Here is a 20,295-nt window from a genome sequence, read left to right as displayed (position 1 = left end):
TCCTCCAATTCTCAGGTTCTCCGTCACGCTTCGGCTTGTGACCCATCCAGGCATCAGGCCCAGCGTTAACGCGTTTGATTTCATTTTCGTCAGGACAACTTGTTCAACTTTGGTTGCCTTCATTAGAAATAAGAGCAAGTAGCGTGCCAGAAATTATTGTTATCCGAACGCTCGGCAGGTAGAATAGTTAATACATTGAAAATAAAATGAAATAATCAGTCAGTCTTCGGCTTTAACATGAAGGCGGAGATATACGACCCAGCGAAGCTGGTTTCGGCAAATGAGATAAATACCTTTTGGAAGGCGAAAAATGTTTCGACCCTATCCCTATTATGTGGCGTTGATAAAGCCAGCCGGCTTTATGTGTTGGAAACTGAGTAACGCTCAGTTATTTGCTGTACGGCAATTAAGGCAGATGGCATATGCTGTTCTTGTTCGCCAGGAACAGCATCAACAAGGTGGCAGTATCTTAATGTTTGGAAAATATAAAATGTTTACAGGAATTATTGAAGCGGTCGGGGAAATTAAACAAATTAGCCAGAAAACTAATGCGCTCGGCCTGCATATCACCCCAGGCAAGCTGGATATGAGTGACGTCAAGATCGGTGACAGTATTGCAGTTAATGGCGTATGTCTGACGGTCACTTCATTAGCCAATACTTTTTTTACTGTCGATGTCTCAGATGAAACTTTAAGCTGCACACATGGCCTGAATATCGTCGGAAATTATGTTAATCTGGAGAAAGCAATGCGATTAACGGATCGATTAGGCGGTCACTTGGTAAGCGGCCATGTGGATGGAGTAGGCACAGTCACTACATTCGAACAAGCAGGGGAAAATTATCTGCTGGCGATCAAATCACCGGTATCACTGTTAAAATATATTGCAGCAAAAGGGTCGATTACGGTAAATGGCGTCAGCCTGACCATCAATCGTATAGAGGACGATATCCTGGAAATCAATCTCATTCCCCATACGTTAGCTGAAACGAATCTGAAGCATCTTAAACGGGATGAACGATTAAATTTGGAATCGGATATGCTGGCACGCTATATCGCGCGTCTAATGGAACTATCTTCTGGAGTTATAGTTAAGTAAATATGGCAATTAGCACTATCGAGGAAATCATTACGGATTTCAGGGCCGGAAAAATGGTTATTCTCATTGACGAAGAAGATCGTGAAAATGAAGGCGATCTGGTTCTGGCCGCTGATTTCGTGACCGCGGAAACGATCAATTTCATGGCGAAGCATGGCCGAGGACTGGTCTGTCTGACGCTAACGGAAGAACGATGCCATCAACTCAAATTGCCGTTGATGGTTTCGACTAGCCATTCATCCCATGGAACCAACTTCACTGTTTCCATTGAGGCCGCAACGGGTGTAACGACAGGGATTTCTGCAGCTGATCGCGCTCGCACCATACAAGCCGCTGTCAAAGCAGATGCCAAATCCGAAGATATTGTCCAGCCTGGCCATATTTTTCCGCTCAAGGCGCAAAAAGGGGGTGTATTGGTACGCGCGGGACATACCGAAGCGGGGTGCGACCTGGCGCAGATGGCGGGATTGACTCCGGCTGCGGTGATCTGCGAAATCCTGAAAGATGATGGTGAAATGGCGCGCCTACCGGATCTCATCGAATTTGCCGCCAAACATCAGCTCAAAATTGGCACCATCGCAGATCTGATTCATCACCGCAGCCTCACGGAAAGTCTGGTGACACGGGTGGCTGATCGTCCCATTCAAACTATCTATGGTGAATTTCACTTGACTGCTTATCATGATAAAACAGCCAATATTACGCACCTTGCGCTGGTAAAAGGCACGCTTCATCCAGATAAAGAAGTACTGGTACGCGTGCATGAACCTTTATCCGTGATCGATGTACTGGATATCAACGATCATATGCATTCCTGGAGCATCAATGATGCCATGCGTGTGATTGCAGAGACAGGGCAAGGGGTGATCGTGCTGTTGCATCGCAAGGGGGATGCTGCCATCCTGGCAGAACGTCTCTTGCAGAATCAGGCACAGCATCATGACTCGGTCAAGACAGATTTACGGGATCATGGCATCGGTGCGCAAATACTGAAAGATCTTGGCGTAGGTAAGATGCGTTTGCTTGCGACGCCACGCAAAATGCCCAGCATGACGGGTTTTGGTCTGGAAGTGACGGGATATCTGGAAACTCTGAATAAATATACCGCTTTACAGTAAAATCTAACCTTTTCTATTTCTTCAACCTTTCTTCAACTTTTAGCACGCTTACTGGAGTGAGCATGGCATATTACGACAATATCCCGGAAATTGAAACCAGCCTCAATAGTGCCGAGCTTCGCGTTGGCATCGTGATGAGCCGCTTTAACATTGAAGTAACAGAGGGGCTACTTGGCGCTTGTACCGCTGAATTAGCCAAGCAGGGCGTTCAAGAATCGAACCTGTTATTGGCTACAGTACCTGGTGCACTGGAGATTCCATTGGCATTGCAAAAGATGGCCTTATCCGATCAGTTTGATGCATTGATCGCTTTAGGTGCCGTCATACGAGGCGACACCTATCATTTTGAAGTGGTATCGAATGAATCAGCAAGAGGATTAATCTCTGTTCAGCTTGATACGGGCATTCCTGTAGCAAATGGCATACTCACGACTGACAATGATGATCAGGCGCTTGCCAGGATGACCCAGAAAGGAATAGAAGCTGCACGCGCAGCGATCGAAATGGCCAATCTTCTGGCAAAACTTGATGAAATGACATAATAATTGGCTCATGACTGCAATCCAATCTACTTCACCTTTAAAAACCGGCTTTAAATACAAGAAACGCCGCCATCTTTCGCGTGAGCTCGCATTACAAGGCATTTATCAGTGGCGTGTCGCTGGAAACGATGTGAGTTTTATCGAAACACAATTACGTGAAACAGACATTTTTCCCAAAACAGATGAATCTTTTTTTTCCGATTTAATTCGCGGTGTGCTAAAAAATTCAACCACGCTGGAACACCATATTCAGCCTTACCTTGATCGCCCTTTGATTGATCTCAGCCCGGTTGAGTCTTCCATTCTCTTACTCAGCACCTACGAGCTCATTCACCATCTGGAAATTCCTTATCGCGCCATTATCAATGAAGCCATAGAACTCGCTAAGACATACGGAGGAACCGATGGATACAAATACGTGAATGGTGTGCTGGATAAGCTTGCGGCACAATTGCGCGCCATAGAAATTCAATCGCAAGCCAAGAAAAAAATTGAATCAATATAACAACCTATTTCTAGCTGCCTTCTGGTAACAATTTCATACCATGGACTGATCGTGAGTTCCGAGTTTGATATTATCCGTCGATATTTCACACGACCGGTTCATCGGGCGATCCTTGGCATAGGCGATGATGCTGCGCTGATTCCCTACACAGCGACGACCGATTTGGCCGTTTCTACCGATACCCTGGTATCCGGTCAGCATTTTTTCGCCGATACCGATCCTGGCAAGCTTGGTCACAAAGCCTTGGCGGTCAATCTCTCTGATATGGCAGCGATGGGGGCCATTCCCCGCTGGGTTACACTCGCACTGACATTACCTGCCAATTTGGTCAACATGAATAGTGGCTGGCTGGAAGCGTTTATGGATGGCTTCTTTACGCTGGCCAGCAAATATCAGGTGGAACTCATAGGTGGCGACACGACGTGTGGCCCGCTTAATATAGGCGTACACATCATGGGTGAAGTCGCCAAAGGAAAAGCGCTGAAAAGAAGTGGAGCCATTCCGGGAGATGATATCTGGATATCCGGGTATTTAGGCAATGCTGCATTGGCGCTTGCTCATCTGCAACAACGCATCACCCTGGATCCAGAAGAACTGGCTGTGTGCTTAGCTGCGCTTTATACCCCCGTAGCACGCGTCGAACTTGGGCAGCGATTAGTTGATCTTGCGCATAGTGCGATTGATATTTCCGATGGATTACTGGCTGATCTTGGACATATTCTGGAATGCTCCCATGCTGCCGCAACGATCCATTTAGAAAGAATCGCCTGCTCATGGGCCATGCAAAGATATTTACCTTCATCACTTGCAGTTGACTGTTTACTGGCAGGAGGTGATGATTATGAACTCTGTTTTACCGCTCCCGAGATAAAGCGTCCCGAAATAATACAATTGTCTCAGGAATTGACTGTTCCCCTTGCCCGCATTGGAAAAATTACTCCGGGTAAAGGATTATTCATTCTTGATGCAAACGGTCACGCGATCACCCACGAGAAAAAAGGCTATGACCACTTCCTTACCTGAGCCCTACCAGTCCAGTTTCAAGCTTCCTCCTTTGCAACCTGATTTAGCGTTTGTTCACAGCCGCTTTGCCCACTTTCTTGCATTTGGTGCTGGCGCCGGGCTAAGTCGGTTGGCACCGGGCACCTTTGGAACACTGGTTGCCTTTCCATTATTCTGGTCCCTGGATTCGTTTCTCGAGCCGATCGCACTATTACTCGCTATTGATATTTTCTTCATTTTGGGTATCTGGGCGTGTGCCATTACTGGCAGAGCGTTGCGCGCCCATGATCATCCCGGTATGGTATGGGATGAAATTGTCGCTTTCATGCTAGTGCTCTATTTCATTCCTGATCATTGGCTATGGTCTGGCGCTGCGTTTATATTATTTCGCTTTTTTGACATCCTTAAACCTCCGCCCATCAAATACTATGAGCGCAAGCTTCGTGGCGGGTTGGGTGTGATGTTCGATGATCTACTGGCAGCATTCTATACCTTACTTTGCCTCGCTGGCTGGAAGTCGCTGGTTCTACTCGAAAGCTACTTTTAGCTTAACCCGAATAAGTAGCTACTGTGACACATTGCTCACTTATTCAGGTCTTCCCTAGAAACCTATTCAGGTACTCAGGGCTAGGCGCAGAGTGCTGCGATTCACCTGCAAGATAAATTTTTAGAGATGATTTATGGTCGATGATCGAATACTGCTCTCTTATGCACAGCATGTTGGCGTAGCGCTTGCTGAAAGGGGTTTGATACTGGCTAGTGCAGAATCGTGCACAGGCGGCTGGATAGGTCAGGTGGTCACAGCCGTTGCGGGGAGTTCAGCCTGGTATGATCGGGGTTTTATTACCTATAGTAACCACGCCAAGCAACAAATGTTGGGCGTGCAGGCGGCGACTTTGACTCAATATGGCGCAGTATCCGAACAAACCGCGCAAGAAATGGCAACAGGCGCCATTAAAATGAGCGATGCCCAGGTAGCGGTTGCGGTAACCGGCATTGCTGGACCAGCAGGCGGATCGCAAGAAAAACCCGTCGGGATGGTGTGCTTTGCCTGGGCATCCAAGCAAGAGCTCGCAGGCAGCGAGACCCATTTTTTCTCAGGAGATCGCGAAGCAATCAGGCGGCAAGCTGTGGGAACCGCCTTATTGGGCATTATCCATTTATTAGACGTTATGCCACCTTCACTCGTCTGATTCCGCTATGCTGTTGTGCAGGGTCATAGACATCAGGCGATCTGTATAGGCAATCGCCATTGCAGATAGCAAGAAAGTAATATGAATGCCTGTTTGGGCCAGCAATGTCTTTTCATCATAAGCAGTGGCATTGATAAAGGTCTTGAGCAGGTGAATGGACGAGATACCGATAATAGCAGTGGAGAGCTTGATCTTTAATACCGCTGCATTGACATGCGATAGCCATTCAGGCTGATCGGGGTGGCCTTCCAGATTCATGCGTGAAACAAACGTCTCATATCCGCCAATAATCACCATAATCAATAGATTAGAAATCATTACCACATCAATCAGACCCAGCACTACCAGCATAATGGCCGTTTCTGTGATCTTCATGGGCGCTTCTCCTTCTTCAGGAGAAACAATATGCAGAATATGCCTCAATGACTCTTTGTCACCTATGATCGCACCCACCAGATCAATTAACTCGACCCAAAAGTGAAAAACATAGACACACTGCGCCAGTACTAACCCTAAATAGAGCGGTAATTGCAGCCAACGTGATAAAAAGAGAAAACGGGCTATCGCTGAAATTCTTTTTTTGTCGGTTTTCTGGTTAATTTCCATATCATTAAAAATTCGATTACTTCAATTTTGCACACCATAAAACGCCTTGCTTATTGTATGGGTGCTTGTGCCGGATTCAAGGAAGCTGACCAGATTTCGCAATCAATCTGGTCAGCAAGTTGAGAAAACAACTTTCAGGCTACATTTTGGCCAATAATTCTGCGACCGTTTTTCCCATCAAAGACGGTGTTGGGCATATGGTGACACCCAGCTCTTTCAATCGCTCCACTTTCTCTGCAGCGCTTTCTCCTGCAGAAGAAATGATTGCTCCCGCATGTCCCATACGCCGACCGGCTGGTGCCGTCAATCCCGCAATATAGGCTATTAATGGTTTGCTCATATTCTCTTTGGCAAAAATGCCGGCTTCCACTTCCTGCGGCCCTCCGATTTCACCAATCATCAGCGCCACCTTGGTTTCCGGATCCTGTTCCAGTTTTTCCAGCACATCGCGGTGGGAGCTCCCGATGATCGGATCACCGCCAATCCCGATAGAGGTGGAAATACCGATCCCCAGCCGCCGCATTTGATCGGCAGCTTCATAGCCCAGCGTCCCTGAACGGCCAACCACCCCCACATTACCCCGCATATAGATATGTCCTGGCATGATGCCCAGCATGGCACGTTCCGGGCTGATCGTCCCTGAACAATTGGGGCCGGTCAACATCATCCTTTGCGCCTTGGGAAAACGGCGTAAAAAACTCTTGACTGTCATCATATCTTGAGTCGGAATACCATCTGTAATCGAGACACAATATTTAATGCCAGCATCGGCTGCTTCCATGATCGAATCAGCGGCAAATGCCGGGGGCACAAATACGATGCTCGCCTCGGCCCCCACCTGTTCAACCGCTTCTTTCACGGTATTGAAAACGGGTAGCCCCAAGTGCGTTTTCCCGCCCTTACCCGGGGTAACACCCCCTACGACTTTCGATCCATATTCGATCATTTCCTGCGCATGAAAGCTGCCAATTCTGCCTGTGAAGCCTTGCACAATAATGCGTGTATTTTCATTAATTAAAATGGCCACTCTGTCCCCCCTACCCTTGTTTTGCAACCATTTCGTTGCGTGCCTGAACCACTTTTTCCGCCGCATCCGCCAATGTTTCCGCGGTAATAATCGGCAAACCGCTGTCTGCGATAATTCGCTGACCTTCTTCAACGTTCGTTCCAGATAAACGCACCACCAGCGGTACTTTCATATCGATATTTTTAACCGCTTGAACCACCCCTTCTGCAATCCAGTCACATCGGTTAATTCCGGCAAAAATATTAACCAGCATCGCCTTGACGCCTTCATCAGCCAGCACCAGGCGGAATGCTTTTTCGGTACGTTCCGCCGATGCGCCTCCGCCGACATCCAGGAAATTAGCGGGCTCACCACCTGCCAGCTTGATCATGTCCATGGTTGCCATCGCCAGGCCAGCGCCATTAATCATGCAGCCGATATCTCCATCCAGTCCCACATAGCTCAAGCCAGCCTCTGCTGCCGCCACCTCGCGTGGATCGATTTGTGTCTTGTCGCGCAATTCGGCAATTCTATGACGGCGGAACAACGCGTTTTCATCGAAACTCATTTTCGCATCCAACGCCAGCAACTCATTATTTTTGGTCACAACCAGTGGATTGATTTCCAGGATGTTGGCATCCAGATCGCGCAAGGCACGGTAGCATCCCTTGATGGTTTTAACCGCGTGATTGAGCAAATCTTCTCCAACGCCTAAGGCAAAAGCCATGGTGCGCGCCTGGAAATCCTGTAACCCTACTGCGGGTTCCACATAGATTTTGACGATTGCATCGGGATTAGTGACTGCGAGGCGTTCGATCTCCATGCCGCCCTGTGCAGAACCCACCATAATGACACGCTCATGACTGCGGTCGATCATGAAAGACAGATAGAGCTCTCGGGCAATATCCGTCCCCGCCTCGATATAAAGCCGGGTGCACATCTTGCCGGCTGGACCCGTCTGATGGGTAACCAGTCTTTTGCCCAAGAGCGCTTCAGCTGCCGCCTCCACTTCATCATGGGCCCTACAGACTTTGATGCCGCCTGCTTTCCCGCGTGCGCCAGAATGAATCTGCGCCTTGACTACCCAGACATTTCCATCGATTTCCCGGCTACGCTGCACGGCTTCTTCCACCGTGTATGCCAAGCCGCCTTCGGCAATCTTGACACCATATTCAGCCAAGATTTCTTTTGCCTGATACTCGTGAATATCCAATGCCTATCCCCTTTCAATTTCAAAGAACTGTTTAAAAACCTGCCTGCTGATTAGTTATTTTTTGCAGCAATCGCCTCGGCTGCTTTCACAATATTATTGGCCATTCTTTCCGAAGCCGCATCGATCAAACGGCCATCGAGCGAGGCTGCGCCTTTTCCTTGCGCCGCCGCCTCTTTCAATGCAGCCAGAATCCGCCTGGCTTTTTCAATTTCAGCAGCAGGAGGCGTAAATACTTCGTTGGCCAAAGCGATCTGGGTCGGATGAATCGCCCATTTTCCCTCGCAGCCCAGTGCAGCCGCTCGTCTGGCCGCCTGCTTATAACCTTCCGGATCCTGAATATCACCAAAAGGTCCATCGATTGGCCTCAAGCCAAAAGCACGACATGCCACAGTCATTCGGCTGATGGCGGCGTGCCATTGATCACCGGGATAATCCGGATTGAGTCCGCCAATATTGGTAGTGCGTGCACGGTTACTGGCGGCATAGTCAGCCACACCAAAATGCAGCGCTTCCAGTCGCCCGGCTGCGCCGTTACGGGCGATATCCTCGACATTAGCCATCCCCAGCGCGGTCTCGATAAGCGCTTCGATGCCGATCCTGTTTTTTAATCCTTGCTGCATTTCCAGCTGATTGAGCATCGCTTCAACCATGTAGACATCTGCATAAACGCCCACCTTGGGAATCAGAATGGTATCGATCTTGCGCCCGGCCTGTTCAACCAGATCGACCACATCGCGTACCATAAATTGAGTATCCAGACCGTTGATACGCACTGAAAGCGTGATCCCATGCCCTTTCCAGTCCAGATCGTTGATCGCCTGGATGATATTTTTGCGGGCCTGTATTTTATCGTCCGGGGCAACGGCATCCTCAAGATCCAGGAAGATAAAATCCACTCCGCTTTTCAGTGCCTTTTCAAACATTTCGGGGCGCGAACCTGGCACAGCCAATTCGCAACGTTGCACGCGCTGAATCTTGGTTTCAAACAATGTATGACTCATTTCTCCTCCAATAAATTAAATAGATCGATCGATATATCCGTAGCGCTGAATCAAAAACAGGAAGTGGAAGTGAAGCATGTTCAGAATTTTTTCTTCTGAAACACATGATGATGTGCGGAAAGCGGGTAAATGACTGGGGGCGTTTCTATCGGTTTTCGTGTGCTTCAAGCGGGTATTCCCAGGTAATCAGGCTGTATGGTTGTTCAATTCGGATGCAATTATATCACTGGCTGGTATTGAATTTGAGTTTGAAGATGTATTTCAATTTGCAAGTTATGAACATTTGCCTTCGTTTCACTAAGGCATGTTTTGTCTTGCAGATTATCTTGCGGCTCTTTTACCCTGGTGCGATGGGCAATCATCGCTCCAAGAAATTGTTTGGAAACCCCTGTTTTAAGCTAGTGCCTCAACATAACACGGGGCATGGCGATGTAAACCCAGGCTAACCTAACCGGCAGATGACGCAACAGTAAGCAAGCACCATCACGGCCTCGCACGCTGGCAATGGTTACTACAACCGTCAACAGTAACCCGGTGTGTCTACCAGAATAGGGTTTACGACCATTAACCCTATTGCCAGCATCATAACCACGTTGCCCAGGAACCGCAGCGCATTTGATGTTTTGACTGTTCAGATAACTTGCCGCCGGGTGCTTGTAGCGTCCGCATTTTTCTCGGTCTTCCCACTGCCGATACAGGCAAGTGTGGTTTCAAGTAATGCCACGCCCCAGCGCTTGGATTACTCGGATAACGCTTCTTACGCTTCTTACGCTTCTTACGCTTTTTGTTGATTCATAAAATAGTATATGTTAACAACATAAAAGTACCACATTATCGACAGCGCTCTGAATTTCCAAACAGCTGCCAAGTGCGCAAGTTAGGGAAATTCATATTTTTTGCACAATCAGCCGGGACAATCATCCCCGTATAATGTCATACCTGAGCTGATCTAATGAAAGGCTATTTAGCTTGATAAGTTAGCATTAACCCAAATGACTTCATTCTGAATCTTTTGAGTTTTTCTTGTTCACGCTTGAAAAGTGAGCAGCGATCCATGTCAATCAGAATCAAATTATTTTTAACCTTCTTGCTGACGACTTTATTGGTGGTCCTGGGTATGCATTTCTTTACCCGCTGGTCGCTCGAAAAAGGATTTACTGAATTTGTTGAAAAAAGGCAGCAGGAGCGGGTGGATAAAATTATCGACGTACTGGAAGAGTACTACGCCGAGAATCGCAGTTGGGACGCCCTGACAGGCAATAAACTTAAATGGATTTCATTGCTCTGGCGTGCTGATCCGCATCAGCATCATCCGCCAAAATGGGTCATCAAGCAGGCGCAGCAAGAACCTGAACAGTGGTGGCCGCCCAGAACATTACCTGAAAAAATAAACTCAAGGTGGCCTCCATTCGGATTACGCGTAATGCTGCTAAGCGCAGACAAATCGATACTGTTTGGACGGGAGGAGTTGCTTTCCCAATTACACCTGCATGCGATTCAGCATGCTAATCAAACCGTGGGCTTTCTTGGGCTTTTGCCGGGAAATCCGGTTAATCAGGCGAGCGATATTTATTTTATGGAACGGCAAGCCAATTTGTTTTTCTGGATTGCCTTGGTGATGATTCTGCTTTCTGCGTTGATCGCCTGGTTTTTAGCTTATCATCTCGGGCGGCCGCTGAAACGTATCGCAGCGGCAGCGCAAAGGCTTGCGGTTGGTAATTACCAGGCTAGACTCCCGGTTGAGTCAAACGATGAGATGGGTCAACTTGCGCGCAATTTCAATGATATGGCCGCAGCGCTGGAGCAGGCAGAGCAAAGTCGCAAACGGTGGGTGGCGGATATTTCTCATGAACTGCGCACACCGCTAGCTGTTTTACGCGGCGAGCTGGAAGCGATCATGGATGGGATACGTCCGCTGACATCGGAAACGATCAAGTCGTTGTCGGGCGATGTGATGCGACTTAACCGCTTAACTGAAGATCTTTACCAACTGGCTTTGGCTGATCAGGGTGCTTTGAGTTATCGGAAAGTTTTACTCGATCCGGTACCGCTATTGCAGGAAGATCTCGCAGCCTTTATACCTGAGTTCAATAACAAGCAGATCAGCGTCATATCAACCAATCGATTGCCCAAACCATTGCTGATCAACGCCGATCCGGATCGACTATCGCAATTATTCCGCAATTTACTGACGAATAGCCTGAATCATACTGATCAGGGCGGCCAACTGGAAATCATGATTGAGCGCCTTGAGGATAATCTGGTGATTGAACTGGCTGACAGCAGTCCCGGCGTTTCGGAGCAGGATATTACGCATCTGTTTGATCGATTCTACCGTGTCGATGGTTCGCGTAACCGGCATTTGGGTGGTGCAGGCCTGGGCCTGGCTATTTGCAGTAACATCGTAAAGGCACACGAAGGAACCCTGGTAGCGTCTCACTCCCCACTGGGTGGCCTTGCGATGCGTATTGCATTTCCGGTTACGCCATGAACTGTATCCTGATTGTCGAAGACGAGCCTAAGCTCGCCAGCCTGGAGGCTGATTATTTGCATCACGCTGGCTTTCAGACATATTGCTTGAGCCAGGGTTTGGAGGTGGTGCCCTGGCTGAAAGACAACGCGGTTGAGCTGGTGCTGCTGGATTTGATGGTGCCGGGCAGGGATGGGCTTGATATCTGTCGCGATATTCGCAGTTTTAGCCAAGTGCCGATCATCATCGTGACTGCGCGGATTGAAGAGATTGATCGTTTGCTGGGTCTGGAAATGGGTGCTGATGACTATATATGTAAACCTTTCAGTCCAAGGGAAATGGTCGCACGAGTCAAGGCAGTATTACGTCGGCTGCAGCCACCAACCATCAATTCAGCGGAACAGGCGCTCAAGCTCTACTCGCAAAGTTTCAAAGTGCAGTACGGTAATCAGGAAATCGAATTAACAGCGGTTGAATTTCAACTGCTCTATGTGTTGTATCAGCAGCCGGGGCGTATTTTTTCGCGCTCCAGGTTGATGGATTTGATTTATCAGGATCAGCGGATCGTTTCAGATAGAACGATAGACAGTCATATCAAAAAGTTGAGGAAAAAATTGGCTGAACTGATTCCGGAAAAAGAAGTGATTCATTCGGTCTATGGAGCAGGATACCGTTATGATCCACAAAACCCCGATTAGGGGAACGCGGATAATCATCCGCGCAAGTAGATTGTTGTTTAGGTGATGCACTGAAACTTGTCTGTCTATCTGATAAGACTCGCTTCATGTGTTCCGTCCGCCTTGCACTTCATCTTGTTTGACTAATTGATCAGCGCTTCCTAAGGGAGCTAGCCCGAATATTTCATAAATTGGCACGTGCCCTCACTTGCCTTTTGATTAATAAGAAAGATTTTGCTCAGTCGGGTGTATGAGTCACTACACCCCTCTTTCTCAAAACTTCCCTATTAATCAAAATCCTGCGTGATCATCACGCGAATTTATGAAATATTCGGGCTAGTGCAACGATCGCTTTGAGATTTAGTCATACTCTTAGCTTTCACATTTTTTCCACAATCGCTGCAAACTGCTTACATATTTGTTACTTATAGTTATTCCCAAGAGCAGCAGAAATGCTGCTTGATTGTCAATCTTTAATCAGGAGAACTAAACGATGAACGCTAAACTTATAGGTATGGTAGTCGCCTTGGCATTTCCTCTGACTGTAGCCGCGTATTCAGGCGAGAAGGGGGATCATGAGCAATATCGCGCCAAGAAAATAGAACGGCTCGATAAGGAGCTAAAGTTGAGCGAGGATCAGAAAGTCAAAATCGAAGCACTTTTCAAGGAGCAAGGCGAGAAATACAAAGCGATCCATGAGGAAACCGAATCGCGATTACAAAAGATATTGACGCCTGAACAAAATACCCAATTCAAAGAAATGAAACAGCGCCGTCATGAAAAGTGGTGTGAAAAGAATCAGGAAAGAAAGCAGGGAAAATCGGAGTCTTCCCAGAATTAAGCAGGCATAATGTGCTGTAAATACTAAGTGTGTAGCCGAAGGCAGCCGAAATAATGACTGTTGCAGGCTGCACACATGATACTGAAATATTGGCGATTGGAATGTTCCGGAATAAACCAATCGCCAATACTTGCAGGCTTCTAGTATGGGTTGAGCCAATAAGTGGGCTGCTCCTGCTCGCGCAGCCTCAAAATGCGGGTTAATTTTCCCAAAGTCAACGCGGGAGATCGGTAGTAAAAAGTAAAGTGCGGTCACTCTCAAATCCCGTAGATTCAAATTCGAAGCGCAACTTTTGATGGCTGATTAGTATAGCTAATCGATAATCCGAAGAATACCTCATGAGGAGTTCTAAATCCAAGTACTTTGCGAGGTCGGTGATTGGTACGAACGACTGCCCATTGTACTTGTTCTTCGGTAACATCAGTCAATTTCATATTCTTGGGGAAACACTGTCGTAGTAATCCATTGCTGTTTTCATTCATTCCTGAGAGAAGAAGCTACTCCTACGTCAGCCTATCCATCAGCTTCCTTACGCGTTTAACACGCTCCGCCGCATCTGGAATTTTTACCTGGACTTTCAGGCGGTCTGGGCCGGCCAGGCTGTACTCCCGGCCACTCTGGATAAGCGCGATGATGTTGCCCGCTTCGACAGGCGGGTTGGGGGCAAATTGAATAAGTATGCCGTCAGTACTGGCATCGATACGCATGATGCCCAGCGGTTTGGCGGCAATGCGCAAGCGATGGCAATCCAATAGCGCCCGGGCCGGATCGGGCAGCAAGCCGAAGCGATCGATCAATTCGCGGTGCATGTCATCCAGCTGCGTATCGTCAGTGCAATTCGCCAGGCGTTTATAGAGCACCAGGCGTTCGTGAATATCATTGCAGTAATCTTCTGGCAGCAAAGTGGGGACATACAGCTTGATTTCGGTGGCAATGCCGAGCGGATGCTGTATATCAGGTTCACACCCCGCCTTGAGCGATTTAATCGCGTTCTCCAACATGGTGCTGTAGAGATTGAAGCCGACTTCCTGCATTTCACCGCTTTGTGATTCGCTCAATACGGCCCCTGCTCCTCGGATTTCCAGATCATGCATTGCCAGGTAGAAACCTGATCCGAGCTCCTCCATCGATTGAATTGCTTCCAGTCTTTTTTTGGCTTGCGCCCCCAGCGCTTCTTCATCTGGTGTCAGCAGGTAGGCATAGGCCTGATGGTGAGAACGCCCCACCCTGCCACGTAACTGGTGCAGTTGCGCTAAGCCGAACTTGTCCGCGCGGTGCATGATGATGGTGTTGGCGCTGGGAATATCGATTCCGGTTTCGATGATGGTGGTGCAAAGCAGCAGATTGAAGCGCTGCTGATAAAAATCCCGCATGACATGCTCCAACTCGCTTTCCCGCATCTGCCCATGGGCGATGTGGATACGCGCTTCCGGCAGAAGCTGCGCCAGCTTGTCATACATGCGCTGAATAGTGCTGACCTCGTTATAGAGGAAATAAATCTGGCCACCGCGTTTCAATTCCCGCAAACACGCTTCGCGGATAATCCCTTCTGAGAACGGATGAACAAAGGTTTTGATCGCCAGCCGCCTTTGCGGGGCGGTAGCAATGATGGAAAAATCGCGCAACCCTTCCAGTGACATGGCGAGCGTGCGTGGAATCGGCGTAGCCGTCAGCGTCAGCACATCCACTTCAGCACGCAGTTTCTTTAGCTGCTCTTTTTGGTGCACACCAAAGCGGTGCTCTTCATCGATGATCACCAGTCCGAGATTCTTGAATTTGACTTTTTCCTGAATCAGCTTGTGTGTGCCGATGATGATATCAATCTGCCCTTTGGCCAATCCTTCCAGGGCTTGGGTTTGCTCCTTGGCAGAGCGAAAGCGCGATAGCTCAGCGATTTTCACCGGCCACTGATCGGCAATCAAGCCGAAACGATCCGAGAAATTCTGAAAATGCTGTTCCGCCAGCAAGGTGGTAGGAACCAGCACCGCCACCTGTCTACCATCCGCCACCGCAATGAACGCCGCGCGCAAGGCAACCTCGGTTTTACCAAAGCCGACATCACCACAAATCAGCCGATCCATCGGCTTGCCAGAAGTCAGATCGTTAATGACCGCCTGAATCGCTGCCGCCTGATCAATGGTTTCTTCAAAGCCAAATCCCTCCGCAAACGCTTCATAATCGTGCTGTTTAAGCCTGAAAACATGCCCTTCGCGCGCGGCACGCTGCGCATACAAATTCAGCAATTCAGCGGCGGTATCGCGCACCTGCTGCATCGCCTTGCGCTTGGCTTTTTCCCATTGTCCACTGCCGAGTTTATGCAAGGGCGCTGCTTCAGGCGATACCCCGCTGTAGCGTCCGATCACATGCAGCTGCGAGACAGGAACATACAGCTTATCGCCGCCTTCATATTCCAATGCAAGGAACTCGCTGGTTTGACCAGGCTCCCCTTCGCCCAGATCCATATTGACCAGCCCGAGATAGCGGCCGATGCCGTGCTGTTCATGCACCACTGGATCACCGGGCTTGATTTCCGATAAATCGCGCAGCATGACATCCGTCGAGGAAGCCTTGCGCGTCTCGCGTTCACGCCGCCCCTGCACATGGGTTGCGTAAAGCTCACTCTCAGTAATCAGTGCATAGCGACTGGCATTGAGGATATAGCCGTTATGCAGCGGTGCGACGCTCAGCATAAAGGGTTCGGTATCTGACTGAAACGCCGCATAATCTTTACAGAGCTTGGGGGATAGACCATATTCGTGCAGGTATTCGGCGATCAATTCGCGCCGCCCCATACTTTCAGCGAGCAGGAGGACGCGCCCGCCCGATAGCGTAAAATCAGCGATAAATGCCGCCAGCTTCTCAAGGGGATTGCCTGCATGACGATCCACTCGCACGGCTGGCAAAGGTTGGGTAAAGGGTTCTGTGGCCAGGTCTTTGCTGGTTTGAATTTGAATACGCGCATAAGGCTTCAGTTTGCCAAAGAAACCATCAGTGGTCAGGAACAAGTCGACGGGCGGCAGCAGTGGGCGCTCCGTATCGCCGCGCAATAATTGATAGCGCGACTGGGTTTCGCGCCAGAAATTATCGACTACCGGATAAATGTCTTGATGCAGGCATAGCAGGCTGTTCTCTGGCAAGTAATCGAACAAGGTGGCCGTTTGCTCGAAAAAAAGCGGCAGATAATACTCAATTCCTGCGGGGGTAGCGCCTTTGCTGATTTCTTTATAAATCCGGCTGCGTGAGGGGTCGCCTTCAAATTTTTCGCGAAAGTTAATACGAAAACGGGTGCGCCCGGCTTCATCCAATGGAAACTCACGCGCAGGCAGCAGTCTGATCTCTTTAACTGGATAAATACTGCGTTGGGTATCCACATCGAACGTGCGGATCGATTCAATTTCGTTATCGAGCAAATCCATGCGATAAGGTAACGGACTGCCCATGGGAAACAAATCAACCAATCCGCCGCGCACACTGTATTCTCCAGGTGACAATACCTGAGCCACATGCGTATAACCGGCCAAGGTCATCTGACCGCGGAATACGGGTAGATCGAGCGTACTGCCCTGCTTGACAAAGAAAGTGTGGGCTGCCAGAAATTCCCTGGGGAGCATGCGATACAGTGCAGTGGTCACAGGCACGATTAATACATCGCAACTCCCATTCATGACTTGATAGAGTGTCGCCAGTCGTTCTGATATCAGATCAAAGTGAGGCGAGAAGGTATCATAAGGCAACGTTTCCCAATCTGGCAGCAAGTGTACGTTCAGTTCAGGTGCAAAAAAAGGCAACTCTTCGAGTAATCTTTGCGCATCCAGCGCATTGGCGGTAATAATCGTCAATGGCTTGGCCAATTGCACCATGCGCGCAAGCTCCGCAAGAGCAAATGTATCGCTGGAACCGTCAAAGCCAGCATGGCGCGTCAACATGCCAGGCGCAGGTAAAGCAAATTTAAAATGCATGGTCTACCACTTTATTTTCCAAAAAATAGCAGCGCGCCGCCCAAACCGATCACCATGATGATCATGCCTAAAGCGGTATGTTTGGCCAGCAACGAACTACCGATAACCAGTATTAACCCCAGCTTAAAGATAATATTTGAAATAATGGCTAGGGTAATGGCGGTTACCGCTTCCATTGCCTGCAGCTTACCCATATCAAGCAGGCGCAGACTACTGAGCGTGATCGCATCGACATCTGTCAAACCAGAAATGATAGCGACAATATAAAGCCCGCTACTCCCAGCAATATCTGATAACCAAGCGCTCATGAGCAGCACAATTCCGTAAAGTATCCCAAAGGCTGCCGCAGTGGTCAGTTCAGCCGGGTTCTTGGTTTCGGGTATGGAAAGTTTTGCCTGCTGGTTTAAGTCACGCCACCAGAAAGCAGCAGCAAGCAGTCCAAGAAAAAGGCCCGTCCCTAATATCGGTAACAATTCCGGCAATATGGCCGGAGAAATGACCGCACTGATGACAGCGAGCCTTATTAAAACCGTCAGATTGGCGAGCAAAATCACGACCACCGCCAATTTCACCAGACCCGGATTATCTTGGCTACGACGCGTAAACACCATGGTGGTTGCGGTACTGGATACCAGGCCACCCAATGTACCCAGGAGGACGGCACCATAACGCTGACCGATAAAGCGCAATGCGATATAGCCAGTCAGGCTGATACCGGAGATCAATACGATCATCAGCCAGATTTGATAAGGATTGAGCGCATCATATGGACCGTAATTCTGATCGGGCAAGATCGGCAAAACGATAAAAGTAAGCACTGCGAATTGCAGCATCGAAATCAGATCACGTCGATCAAGATTGTGCGTTAGACCATGCAGCTCAGTTTTAAAATACAGCAAAATGGTGGTGATAATCGCGAGCATCACCGCCAGTGTGGATTCTTCGAACCAAACAGTTGCACCCAATCCATAACACATCAGGATGGCCGCAACAGTGGTTGTGCCAGGATCGATATCAATTGATTCATCCTGCTTACGAAAATAGGCAGCAATCGTCATTATTCCCACCAGGAGCAGCCCACCCACTAGCAACCACGGTGAGCTGGCTTTTTGTGACAGCATGGCGCTGAGCGTGCCAAACAACGCCACCAGGGCAAATGTCCGTAATCCCGCTCTTGCTGCCGGGCTACGCTGACGCTCCAGACCAATCAGCAGACCAATGGCGAGACTGGTAGCAAATGCAGCGAGATGCTCGAGCTCGCCGTTCGGTAGGAATACGTCATTCATATCGTCATCGAATCAATTGGGGACCAATGTTCAAGCAGCAATTGCAAAGTAGTATTTCCATTATATTCATTGGCTTGCACGCGAAAGACCGCGTTAATGAGTGGTGGCAGTGACTCCGCCTGGAAAAACAGTATCGCATCGTAGCTGCAGTGTGAATTAAATTTCTTCAGTCTTAATTTTAAATGTTTTTCACCTACGACACGCTGGCTCTCCACATGAAAGCAGGCGTTAAAATTGGGCTCAGGGAAACCTTGTCCCCAGACACAGTCAGCTAGACAGCGCGCGAGATCCAGATTTAATTCAGCATCATCTAGCTCCCCATCGGTCTCTATGACCCGGGTCAAATCCGCAGGCGTCAGCAGTGCTTGCGTAACTTGCTCGAAAGCAGCCCGGAAGTCTTCAAAATTTTGCTCATGCACAGTCAGCCCGGCAGCGGCTGCGTGACCACCAAATTTCAGGATCAAACCAGGATGGCGCTTAGAAACCAGATCTAGGGCGTCCCGCAAATGAAAACCCTGAATCGAGCGCCCTGAGCCTTTGATTTCACCTTCATTGCCTGGTGCGAAAGTAATCACCGGACGATGAAATTTTTCCTTGATCCGTGAAGCAAGCAAGCCAATCACACCTTGGTGCCAGCTCGAATCATACAAACATAAACTATAAGAGGGGTCGACTGCCGATTTCTGAATCTCGATAACGGTCGCCAGCTTGCTCAGCGCATCCTGTTGCATATCCGTCTCGATCTCACGCCGCTGACGATTCAACTCATCCAGTTGAGCGGCAAGCTGATTCGCCTTGCTTTCATCATCCGTGATAAGGCACTCAATTCCCAGGGTCATATCATCGAGTCGGCCAGCTGCATTGAGTCTTGGCCCAATGATGAAACCCAGCTCATAAGTGGATACCTGCCGATAATCACGCTTGGCCACTTGCAGCAAAGCATTAATGCCGGCACATCCTCGCCCCTTACGAATGCGCTGCAGACCTTGCTGTACCAGAATGCGGTTGTTGCTATCGAGTCTGACGACATCCGCTACCGTCCCTAACGCAACCAGATCGAGTAGACTCGCCAGGTTAGGCTCTTTGCCTTGGGCAATGAATGCGCCCTGTTTACGTAGCTCCGCCCGCAATGCAAGCATCACGTAGAAAACAACCCCAACGCCAGCAAGATGCTTGCTGGGAAAATTACAGCCAGGCTGATTGGGATTGACGATCACCGCCGCATCAGGCAGCTGGTCTCCAGGCAGGTGGTGATCGGTGATAAACACTTGCATACCCAGATGATTGGCCTCCCGCACACCTTCCACGCTTGCAATACCATTGTCTACGGTGATCAGGATATCCGGCTGCTCGTCGTAGCGTGAGGCCGCAAGATGCACGATTTCCGGCGTCAGACCATAGCCATATTCAAAACGGTTGGGCACGAGATAATCCACGATGGCACCAAATTTTTTCAGCGCACGGATCGCCACGGCACAGGCAGTCGCCCCATCTGAATCATAGTCCGCCACGACGAGTAAGCGTTTCTGCCTAGCGATGGCGTCGGCAAGCAGTGCAGCCATATGCGCAATATGGTTTAACTGCTCAAAGGGAAGCAACAGTGATAATTCAGTCTCAAGCTGGCGGGGTTGCTCAATGCCTCGCGCAGCATAAATACGCGCTAAAACGGGGGGTAAACCGTATTGATTGAGCGAATCAAAAGCGTCTTGAGAAAAACAGCGGGTCGTGATGTTGGGCATTTGCCCGCTATTTTATCATCTGGCATCCGTAAAGGTTA

General features: G+C 49.0%; 17 protein-coding genes. 10 read left to right on the top strand and 7 right to left on the bottom strand.

Annotation, left to right across the window (positions count from 1 at the left end; all coding sequences use genetic code 11):
- Window positions 1–310: 310 nt before the first annotated feature.
- The 7 genes from BLW34_RS00930 to BLW34_RS00900 all read left to right on the top strand — a co-directional run bounded on the left by BLW34_RS00930 (window position 311) and on the right by BLW34_RS00900 (window position 5,459).
- Window positions 311–1,099 (top strand): riboflavin synthase, encoded by a 789-nt coding sequence (locus tag BLW34_RS00930; protein ID WP_371263897.1) that lies wholly within the window; start codon window positions 311–313, stop codon window positions 1,097–1,099.
- A gap of 2 nt (window positions 1,100–1,101) precedes the next feature.
- Entirely contained in the window at window positions 1,102–2,217 is a 1,116-nt protein-coding gene (gene ribBA, locus BLW34_RS00925) for a bifunctional 3,4-dihydroxy-2-butanone-4-phosphate synthase/GTP cyclohydrolase II (protein ID WP_090574412.1), read from the top strand.
- 62 nt (window positions 2,218–2,279) lie between these two features.
- Window positions 2,280–2,759: a 6,7-dimethyl-8-ribityllumazine synthase gene (gene ribH / locus BLW34_RS00920; RefSeq protein WP_090574410.1), complete on the top strand. Its 480-nt coding sequence runs from the start codon at window positions 2,280–2,282 to the stop codon at window positions 2,757–2,759.
- A gap of 10 nt (window positions 2,760–2,769) precedes the next feature.
- Window positions 2,770–3,264, top strand: a complete 495-nt coding sequence (gene nusB / locus BLW34_RS00915) for a transcription antitermination factor NusB (RefSeq protein WP_090574409.1) — start codon at window positions 2,770–2,772, stop codon at window positions 3,262–3,264.
- Window positions 3,265–3,315: 51 nt separating this feature from the next.
- Window positions 3,316–4,287, top strand: coding sequence for a thiamine-phosphate kinase (gene thiL, locus BLW34_RS00910; protein ID WP_090574408.1), 972 nt, complete (start codon window positions 3,316–3,318; stop codon window positions 4,285–4,287).
- Window positions 4,268–4,813 carry a phosphatidylglycerophosphatase A family protein gene (locus tag BLW34_RS00905; RefSeq protein WP_090574406.1) on the top strand — a complete coding sequence of 182 codons (546 nt, stop codon included), beginning with the start codon at window positions 4,268–4,270 and terminating at the stop codon, window positions 4,811–4,813. Before thiL ends, BLW34_RS00905 begins: the two co-directional genes overlap by 20 nt.
- Before the next feature lie 133 nt (window positions 4,814–4,946).
- The gene (locus tag BLW34_RS00900; RefSeq protein WP_090574404.1) at window positions 4,947–5,459 is read left to right on the top strand and encodes a CinA family protein; all 513 of its coding nucleotides are present in this window, start codon (window positions 4,947–4,949) and stop codon (window positions 5,457–5,459) included.
- On the opposite strand, the gene BLW34_RS00895 is transcribed toward BLW34_RS00900, so the two are convergent.
- The 4 genes from BLW34_RS00895 to BLW34_RS00880 all read right to left on the bottom strand — a co-directional run bounded on the left by BLW34_RS00895 (window position 5,448) and on the right by BLW34_RS00880 (window position 9,285).
- A complete protein-coding gene (locus BLW34_RS00895; protein ID WP_090574403.1) occupies window positions 5,448–6,065 on the bottom strand; it encodes a YqhA family protein in 618 nt (205 codons plus the stop codon). The genes BLW34_RS00900 and BLW34_RS00895 overlap by 12 nt on opposite strands.
- A 139-nt stretch (window positions 6,066–6,204) precedes the next feature.
- Window positions 6,205–7,092: a succinate--CoA ligase subunit alpha gene (gene sucD / locus BLW34_RS00890; RefSeq protein ID WP_090574401.1), complete on the bottom strand. Its 888-nt coding sequence runs from the start codon at window positions 7,090–7,092 to the stop codon at window positions 6,205–6,207.
- Between the two features lie 10 nt (window positions 7,093–7,102).
- Entirely contained in the window at window positions 7,103–8,284 is a 1,182-nt protein-coding gene (locus BLW34_RS00885; RefSeq protein ID WP_090574399.1) for a malate--CoA ligase subunit beta, read from the bottom strand.
- Between the two features lie 50 nt (window positions 8,285–8,334).
- The gene (locus tag BLW34_RS00880) at window positions 8,335–9,285 is read right to left on the bottom strand and encodes an HpcH/HpaI aldolase/citrate lyase family protein (protein ID WP_090539516.1); all 951 of its coding nucleotides are present in this window, start codon (window positions 9,283–9,285) and stop codon (window positions 8,335–8,337) included.
- A 1,054-nt stretch (window positions 9,286–10,339) separates the two neighbouring features.
- Here BLW34_RS00880 and BLW34_RS00875 point away from each other — a divergent pair.
- The 3 genes from BLW34_RS00875 to BLW34_RS00865 all read left to right on the top strand — a co-directional run bounded on the left by BLW34_RS00875 (window position 10,340) and on the right by BLW34_RS00865 (window position 13,273).
- Window positions 10,340–11,776, top strand: coding sequence for an ATP-binding protein (locus BLW34_RS00875; protein ID WP_090574397.1), 1,437 nt, complete (start codon window positions 10,340–10,342; stop codon window positions 11,774–11,776).
- Entirely contained in the window at window positions 11,773–12,453 is a 681-nt protein-coding gene (locus BLW34_RS00870) for a response regulator (protein ID WP_090574395.1), read from the top strand. The genes BLW34_RS00875 and BLW34_RS00870 overlap by 4 nt, the downstream gene beginning before the upstream one ends.
- Window positions 12,454–12,925: 472 nt before the next feature.
- Window positions 12,926–13,273, top strand: a complete 348-nt coding sequence (locus BLW34_RS00865) for a hypothetical protein (protein WP_218138711.1) — start codon at window positions 12,926–12,928, stop codon at window positions 13,271–13,273.
- A 503-nt stretch (window positions 13,274–13,776) separates the two neighbouring features.
- Here the strand turns inward: BLW34_RS00865 and mfd are convergent.
- Genes mfd through recJ form a run of 3 tightly spaced genes read right to left on the bottom strand, consistent with a single transcriptional unit; the run spans window position 13,777 to window position 20,257 of the window.
- The gene (gene mfd / locus BLW34_RS00855; protein WP_090574391.1) at window positions 13,777–17,232 is read right to left on the bottom strand and encodes a transcription-repair coupling factor; all 3,456 of its coding nucleotides are present in this window, start codon (window positions 17,230–17,232) and stop codon (window positions 13,777–13,779) included.
- Window positions 17,233–17,243: 11 nt separating this feature from the next.
- Window positions 17,244–18,518 (bottom strand): MgtC/SapB family protein, encoded by a 1,275-nt coding sequence (locus BLW34_RS00850; protein WP_090540600.1) that lies wholly within the window; start codon window positions 18,516–18,518, stop codon window positions 17,244–17,246.
- Complete coding sequence (recJ, locus tag BLW34_RS00845; protein ID WP_090574389.1) at window positions 18,515–20,257, bottom strand: single-stranded-DNA-specific exonuclease RecJ; 1,743 nt, start codon at window positions 20,255–20,257, stop codon at window positions 18,515–18,517. Before recJ ends, BLW34_RS00850 begins: the two co-directional genes overlap by 4 nt.
- Window positions 20,258–20,295: the final 38 nt, after the last annotated feature.

Source organism: Nitrosomonas sp. Nm58, assembly GCF_900107335.1.
In the GTDB taxonomy this organism is placed as follows: Bacteria; Pseudomonadota; Gammaproteobacteria; order Burkholderiales; family Nitrosomonadaceae; genus Nitrosomonas.
The sequence above is the reverse complement of the archived record's forward strand: the minus strand, read 5'-3'. Positions and strand labels throughout refer to the sequence as shown.